This window comes from Microbacterium sp. (genome assembly GCF_031179285.1).
Classification (GTDB): Bacteria; Actinomycetota; Actinomycetes; order Actinomycetales; family Microbacteriaceae; genus Microbacterium.
Map to the genome: position 1 here is coordinate 1 of NZ_JAPSHY010000011.1, position 7,749 is coordinate 7,749.

The following is a 7,749-nucleotide window of genomic DNA, read 5'->3' on the forward strand; positions in this document are numbered from 1 at the left end:
TACGGCAGCGCCCTCGCGGCGATCTGGGGCGGGGCGGACCCGCAGGAGGAGCTCGACAGCGCGGCGCGGGCCATCGACGCCGACTTCGAGGACAACAACGGCTACCAGGACGAGTGACCGCCGCGGGGGGGGGGCGCCCCCCGGCCCCCCCCCCCACCGACCCCGAACGAGAGAGATCGACATGACTTCGAGCGCGACCACCGAGCGCCGCCGCCCCCGCACCGGATTCGGCAGCCCCATGCAGGGCTGGCTGTATGCCGCCCCGACCGCGATCTTCGTGGCCCTGCTGTTCATCGTCCCGCTGGTGCTCGTGCTGCAGATGTCGGCATCCGACTGGCCTCTGCTCAGTGGCAACCGCGGGCTGAACCTGCCCGAGAACTACGTCGACGCCGTCAACCACCGGCTGTTCTGGGACTCGATCCGCTTCACCCTGCTCTACACGGTCATCACGACCGTCATCCTCATCGGCCTGGGTCTCGGTCTCGCACTGCTGGTTCAGGAGTCGACCAGGTGGAAGGGGCTCCTGCGCACGGCATTCCTGATCCCGAGCGCGCTGGGCCTGGCATCCGCCTCACTGCTGTTCTATGTGCTGTACTCCCCCATCGCCGGCCCCTTCGCCGATCTCATGAAGGCCTGGGGCATCACGTTCCTCGGCACTCCCGACGGCGCGCTCTGGTCGACGATCTTCCTGATCGTGTGGCGTTACGCCGGCTTCTACATGCTGCTCATGCTGGTGGGGCTGCAGGGCATCCCCGACGACGTGTACGAGGCGGCGCGCATCGACGGCGCGAGCCGCTGGCAGACATTCCGAGACATCACGGTGCCGCTGCTGAAGCCGACATTCGCCCTCACCACCGTGATGTGCGTCACCGGGTCGCTGCTGGCCTTCGAGCAGTTCTACATCCTCACCAAGGGCGGCCCCGACAACAGCACGATGACCGTCGTGCAGTTGATCTACAACGTCGCCTTCCAGGGGCAGAACAGCCTCGGCATCGCCGGCGCCCTTTCCGTGATCGTCCTGATCGCCCTCATCGTCATCAATGTCTTCCAGCTGCGCGCCTTCCGGCGTCCCGACGAGAGCTGACCCATGTCTCAGACCCTCACTCGCACCATCGTGGCGCCGGACTCCCGCCCGACCGCGCCGCGGCGCCACCGCTCGAGCGTCCAACGGTTCGTCTACGGCATCCCGTACTGGGTGTTCACCACCGCACTCGCGGTGATCTTCCTCTACCCGCTCATCTGGACCGGCGTGTCGAGCGTGAGCCCGCTGGCGGGCACGAGCCAGACCGACGGCTGGGGGTTCGGCAACTACGCCGCCCTCGGCGAGTACCAGGCGGGCATCTGGGTCTACCTCGGCAACTCGCTGTTCGTGTCGGTGCTCACCGTCGCGCTCACCCTGTTCATCTCACTGCTGGGCGGCTACGCGTTCGCGCGATTCTCATTCCCCGGCAAGAACGCGCTCTTTCTGGTGACACTGGCGATCCTCATGGTGCCGTACGCGACGCTGCTCATCCCGCTCTACGTGATTCTCAACGCCGTAGGCCTGCAGAACTCGCTGGTCGGCGTGGCGCTGGTGATCACCATGTTCCAGCTGCCCTTCTCGATGTTCATGATGCGCATCTCGTTCGAATCCATCCCGAAGGAGATGGACGAGGCCGCCATGGTCGACGGATGCTCCAGCTGGGGTGCGCTCTGGCGCGTGCTGCTCCCGGCCGTCAAGCCCGGGCTCGTGACGGTCGGCCTGTTCGCCTTCCTCACGGCGTGGAACGACTTCATGGCGCCGCTCATCCTCATCAACGACTCCAACCGGATGACGCTGCCGCTGGCCGTCGCCAACCTTCGCGGCCAGGTGCAGGGTGTCGTCGACTACGGCGCGACCGAGGCAGGGGTGGTCGTGCTGGCGCTCCCCTGCATCCTGCTCTTCCTGATCCTCCAACGCCACTATGTGCGCGGCTTCATGTCCGGCGCCTTCAAAGGATGACCATGTTCGACAGCAATGCACCGGCGGCACCGGTGGTACCCACGCGCGGACGCCTGCGCCCCCTCGGCCTCGGCGAGGCCGCGATCACCGGCGGGTTCTGGGGTGATCGCCAGCGCGTGAACGGCGAGGCGACGCTCGCGCACATCGAGTCACGGCTCGAGTCCGAGGGGTGGCTGCCGAACTTCGATCTCGCCGCCGCCGGCACGTTGCCCGACGGGCGACGGGGACGTGAGTTCTCCGACTCCGAGGTGTACAAGTACCTCGAGGCGCTCGCCTGGGAGATCGGCCGAACGAATGCCGCACCCGATGCGGCTTTCGAGGGGCGCTTTCGCCGGGTGGTCACGCGCGTCGCGGCGGCGCAGGAGCGGGACGGCTACCTGAACACGATGTTCGGGCGCGCGGGACAGCGCGAGCGCTGGTCGGATCTGGAGTGGGGTCACGAGCTCTACTGCCTCGGGCACCTCTTCCAGGCCGCCGTCGCCAGGCAGCGCACCCGCCCCGGCGCAGACGACGGTCTCGTCGGGATCGCCCGGCGCGCAGCGGACCTGGTGTGCGACGAGTTCGGCCCCGGCGGGCGCGACGCCATCTGCGGCCACGCCGAGGTAGAGGTCGGACTCGCCGAGCTCGGCCGTGCCCTGGGCGAGCAGCGCTTCATCGACCAGGCGGCACTGTTCGTCGAGCGCCACGGGCGAGGAACGCTCCGCGACATCGAGTGGGGCCGGAAGTACTTCCAGGACGACGTGCCGGTGCGGGACGCCGATGTGCTCCGCGGGCACGCCGTGCGTGCCAACTACCTCTCGGCCGGAGCGACCGACGTCGCCGTCGAGGGGTCGGACGACGGCCTGCTGCAATCGCTGCGTCGTCAATGGGACCGCACCCGGGAACGCCGGACCTATGTGACCGGCGGGCAGGGGTCCCACCACCAGGATGAAGCCTTCGGCGACGACTGGGAGCTCCCGGCGGACCGCGCGTACTCGGAGACGTGCGCGGGCGTCGGGTCGATCATGTTCTCCTGGCGTTTGCTGCTCGCGACCGGAGACGCTCGCTACGCAGACCTCATCGAGCGAACCCTGTTCAATGTCGTCGCGACGTCCCCCGCTCCCGACGGACGGGCCTTCTTCTACGCGAACACGCTGCATCAGCGCGTACCCGGTGCGCCTGCGGACCCCGCGGGCACCTCTCCCCGCGCCTCCTCATCGCTGCGCGCGCCGTGGTTCGAGGTGTCATGCTGCCCGCCCAACGTCGCGCGCACCTTCGCGAGCCTCGGCGCATATCTCGCGACCGCCGACGACGACGGCGTGCAGCTGCATCAGTACGCGCCCGGCCGCATCAGCGCGATGCTGCCCGACGGCCGCGTCGCCGCTTTCGAGGTCACCACCGGCTATCCGGCCGACGGCAGCATCCGCCTCACTGTCCGCGAGGACGCCGAATGGACCCTGACGCTGCGGGTGCCGGCGTGGGCTGCAGGAGCGCGGCTGCGCGTGCACGCGGGCGGCGAGGAGTCCGAGCAGGAGGTTGAGCCCGGCTCCGTCGACGTCAGGCGTCCGTTCCGGCGCGGAGACGTCGTCGAGCTCGTCCTGCCGGTCGAGCCGCGCGTCACCGCGCCCGATCCCCGCGTCGACGCGGTGCGCGGGTCCGTGGCGATCGAGCGCGGTCCCGAGGTCCTCGCGCTCGAGTCGATCGACTTCGGCGGCGACGTCGTTGATGCGGTCGTCGCCGGCGCGCCGGTGGAGCGCGACGGCCGCGTGATGCTTCCACTTCGGGACCGGTCGACGGATGCGGCCGCGGAGGTGCCTCTGGTCGCCTACCATGACTGGGCCCAGCGCGGTCCGTCGACGATGCGGGTCTGGATCCCGACGAGCTGATCGATCAGAAGAAGGCCTCCCGCACACGGCGCTGCGGGAGGCCTTCTTCGTGCAGTCTTCGCTACTCGCGTTTGCGAGTCACCGCACGCTGCAGCAGGACGAACACGAGGAGGATGCCGCCGGTGATGATCGTCGTCATCTCGGGCGGGATCCCGCCGTCGCGTGTGATGAGGACGTTCATGAGCCCGAGGACGAGCGCACCGATCACAGAGCCGAGCACATACCCGTAGGCCCCGGTCAGCAGAGTGCCGCCGATGACCGCCGCCGCGATCGCATCGAGCTCCCAGCCGATGCCGGTGATGTTCTGCGCCGTACCGAGACGCGCCGTGTAGAGGACCGCGGCGAGGCCGGCGAGAGCGCCGCTGATGACATAGACCAGGACCTTGGTGCGATGCACCGACAGACCCATCAGCAGAGCCGAGCTCTCGGACCCGCCGATCGCGTAGACGGTGCGACCGGTGCGCGTACGGTGCAGCACGAAGTATGCCGCGAGCACCACCGCGACGGCGATGATCACGGCCGGGGTGATGACGAGGTCGTTGACCTTCGGACCGTCGATGACCTTCAGCTGCTGCCCGATCCACCGGATCGGCGATTCCTCATCGAGGCGCTCCGGCTTGGTGCTGAGCAGTGACGCGAGCCCGCGCCCGAGGAACATCATGGCGAGGGTCGCGATGAACGGCTGCACGTTGAAGTACCGGATCAGCACGCCCGAGACCACTCCGAAGAGCGCGCCGATGACGACCATCGTCACCATCACGGCGATCGCATTCCACCCCGCATTCGCGAGCATCACGCCGGCGACCGAGGAGAACGCGATGATCGATCCGACGGAGAGGTCGATGCCCCCGGTGAGGATGACGAAGGTCAGTGCCACCGCGAGCACGATCAGATGCGCGTTGTTGATGAGCAGGTTCGACAGGGTGCTGGCCTGCACGATGCGGCCGTAGGAGACCTCGCCGTAGACCACCATGCCGACGAAGATCACCACCGATGCGATCGTCGGCAGGACCGACGGGTTCGCCTGGATCGCGCGACGGACCCGGTCGGTGATCGCCACCGGCCCATGCTGAGCGGTGGTCGCGGTCAGCGCGGTCATGCCGGCACCTCCTCTTTGCGGGTCTCCTGCGTGGATGCGGGCGGGGTGAGTCTGCGACGCCTGACGAACCAGCTGCGCACGCGCTCCGATTGCAGCAGGCAGAGCAGCACGATGACGATCGCCTTGAATGCCGGCGTCGCCGAGGAGGAGACGCCGAGGAACAGCACCGTCTTGTCGAGGGTCGCGATCAGCAGGGCGCCGACGAAGGCGCCGCTGAGCGAGAACTTACCGCCCGCGAGCGAGGCGCCTCCGATCACGACCGCCAGGATCGCGTCGAGTTCGAGCTGATAACCGGTGCGCGAGATGTCGACGGTCATCACGGTGCCGACCGACATGATGCCGGCGATGCCGGCGAGGATGCCGCTCAGGATGTAGGTGGTCAGCAGCAGCCCCTTGGGCTTGATGCCCGCCATCCGGCTGGCCCTCGGGTTGATGCCGATGGCCTCGATCATGAGTCCGAGGGCGCTGCGGCGCACGACCCAGCCGACGATGATGACGATCAGCACGGCGAGGATGAACACGACCGGGATCCCGATCAGGTACCCGTTCGAGATCCAGCGGAACGGGGCGTTGGACGCTGCCGTGTTCTGCCCGCCGGTGATCACCTTCGCGATCCCGCGACCGGCCAGCATCAGGACGAGCGTGGCGATGAACGGTTGCAGGCCGACGTACGCGACGAGGATGCCGTTGAGGGCACCCAGGATGGCGGTCACAAGCAGGGCGAGCCCGATCGCGCCCAACGCCGCTCCCGCGGATCCTGAATCGCCGGCAGCGCTCAGGAACTCCATCGACACCGCTCCGGCCACCGCCATCAGCGAGCCCACCGACAGGTCGATGCCGCCCGTGGCGATGACCAGAGACATGCCGATGGCGATCATCATGATCGGCGCCGCCTGGCGCAGGATGTCGATCAGGTTCCCGACGAGGTGGCCGTTGTTCGGGTTCACCGACATGGCGAGATATGTCGGGTCCTTGACCACGTTCAGCGCGAGCAGGGCGAGGATCGCGACGACGCCCCAGAAGAAGGGTTTGCGAATCAGTTCACGCCACAGGGACGTGCCGGATGCTGCGGTCATCGCGCCTCCTCCTTCTCGGTGGCGTGGGCGATCGTATCGAATGCCGCACCCTCGGTGTCTTCGAGCGTCTCGGCCGCAGCCTCGATCCCGTGAGCCGCGATCACATCGACGATCTCCTGAGCGGTGACGTCGGGGCCGTTCTGGATCTCGCCGATCTTCCGACGGTCCTTGAGCACGACGATCCGTTCGGACAGCCGCACGACCTCCTCGAGTTCCGAGGAGATGAACACGACGGCGACGCCCTCCTCGGCGAGCATCGCCACGGCCTCCTGGATCTCGGCCTTCGCGCCCACGTCGATGCCTCGGGTCGGCTCGTCGAGGATGAGCAGTTCGGGTTTGGTGGCGAGCCAGCGGCCGAGAAGCACCTTCTGCTGGTTGCCACCCGAGAGGTTCTTGATCATCCGCTCCGGGTCGGCCGGGCGCACGTTGAGCTCGCCGATGTACTTCTCGACGATGGCGTCCTGCTCCTTGCGTGACATGGGGCGCGCCCACCCGCGCTCGGCCTGCACGGCAAGGATCATGTTCTCCCGCACCGTCAGATCACCGACGATGCCCTCGTCGCGGCGGTTCTCGGTGGAGAACGCGATGCGGCGGGCGAGCGCCTCAGCCGGAGAGCGCAGCTCCACCCGGTCACCCTTGACCGAGATGGTGCCCTCGTCGACGCGGTCCGCGCCGTAGAGCAGGCGGGCGAGTTCGGTGCGCCCCGATCCGAGCAAGCCCGCGAATCCGACGACCTCTCCCGGGCGGATGTCGAGGTCCGTGGTCTCGACCGAACCCTGGCGCGAGATTCCGGACGCCGATAGCACCGGCAGCTCGTCCGGATCGCGGGGCGCGGTGCGACGGTTTCCGCCGAGGGAGGCGAGCGTGTCGAGGTCCTTGCCGATCATCGTGGAGATGAGTGCGTGTCTGTCGAGCCGGCGAGTGAAGAACTCGCCCTCGTAGCGACCGTTGCGCAGCACCGTGAGACGGTCGCTGATCGCGTAGACCTGGTCGAGGAAGTGAGAGACGAACAGAATCGCGACGCCCTGGTCGCGCAGCGCTCGCATGACGGCGAAGAGGCCTTCGACCTCGGCGGCGTCGAGGCTCGATGTCGGTTCGTCGAGGATCAGGACCTTGGCTTTGATCGCCATCGCGCGACTAATCGCGATCAGTTGCTGAAGCGCGATGGAGAGGGTGGAGAGAGGCTTCCGGGTGTCGAGATGCTCGAGGCCGAGGCGGGTGAGCGCGTCGGTCGCAGCGCGATGCGTCGCACGCCAGTCGATGCCGAACGGCCCGCGCACCTCATGGCCGAGCATGACGTTCTCGCCGATGGAGAGGTTCGGTGCGAGGTTGACCTCCTGGTAGACCGTCGAGATGCCGGCCTCCTGCGCATCGGCGGTGCCGGCGAAGCTGCGTTCGGCTCCTGCCACGACGATGGAGCCAGAGTCGATGGCGTACACGCCCGTGAGCGCCTTGATCAGCGTCGACTTGCCGGCGCCGTTCTCGCCCATGAGCGCGTGAACCTCCCCGGGGAAGAGGCGGAAGTCGACACCGTCGAGCGCTTTGACTCCGGGGAACTCGATGGAGATCCCGCGCATCTCGACGATGGGCAGTTCTTCGTTCATCGCTGACTCTCAGTCTCGAAGTGGGTGGTGCCCGGGTGGCCGGTGCGCGGCCACCCGGGCCGGGGGGGGGGGGGGGGCGGCGGCGGGGGAGGGGGGGGGGGGGGGGCGGGAGGGCCGGCGGCGG

6 protein-coding genes are annotated in these 7,749 nt (G+C 68.1%); 3 read left to right on the forward strand and 3 right to left on the reverse strand.

Going from position 1 to position 7,749, the window contains the following annotated elements; genetic code table 11:
* Positions 1-181 precede the first annotated feature (181 nt).
* The 3 genes from RIN18_RS08835 to RIN18_RS08845 are packed head-to-tail and all read left to right on the forward strand — an operon-like array spanning position 182 to position 3,846.
* The gene (locus RIN18_RS08835) at positions 182-1,084 is read left to right on the forward strand and encodes a sugar ABC transporter permease (protein WP_309103596.1); all 903 of its coding nucleotides are present in this window, start codon (positions 182-184) and stop codon (positions 1,082-1,084) included.
* Between the two features lie 3 nt (positions 1,085-1,087).
* On the forward strand, positions 1,088-1,981 hold the full coding sequence (locus RIN18_RS08840) for a carbohydrate ABC transporter permease (protein ID WP_309103597.1): 894 nt from the start codon (positions 1,088-1,090) through the stop codon (positions 1,979-1,981).
* A gap of 2 nt (positions 1,982-1,983) precedes the next feature.
* Positions 1,984-3,846, forward strand: a complete 1,863-nt coding sequence (locus RIN18_RS08845) for a beta-L-arabinofuranosidase domain-containing protein (RefSeq protein ID WP_309103598.1) — start codon at positions 1,984-1,986, stop codon at positions 3,844-3,846.
* A 61-nt stretch (positions 3,847-3,907) separates the two neighbouring features.
* Here RIN18_RS08845 and RIN18_RS08850 read toward each other — a convergent pair whose 3' ends face one another.
* The 3 genes from RIN18_RS08850 to RIN18_RS08860 are packed head-to-tail and all read right to left on the reverse strand — an operon-like array spanning position 3,908 to position 7,625.
* On the reverse strand, positions 3,908-4,945 hold the full coding sequence (locus tag RIN18_RS08850) for a sugar ABC transporter permease (protein ID WP_309103599.1): 1,038 nt from the start codon (positions 4,943-4,945) through the stop codon (positions 3,908-3,910).
* Positions 4,942-6,021 carry an ABC transporter permease gene (locus RIN18_RS08855; RefSeq protein ID WP_309103600.1) on the reverse strand — a complete coding sequence of 360 codons (1,080 nt, stop codon included), beginning with the start codon at positions 6,019-6,021 and terminating at the stop codon, positions 4,942-4,944. Before RIN18_RS08855 ends, RIN18_RS08850 begins: the two co-directional genes overlap by 4 nt.
* Positions 6,018-7,625, reverse strand: coding sequence for a sugar ABC transporter ATP-binding protein (locus tag RIN18_RS08860; protein ID WP_309103601.1), 1,608 nt, complete (start codon positions 7,623-7,625; stop codon positions 6,018-6,020). Before RIN18_RS08860 ends, RIN18_RS08855 begins: the two co-directional genes overlap by 4 nt.
* Positions 7,626-7,749: the final 124 nt, after the last annotated feature.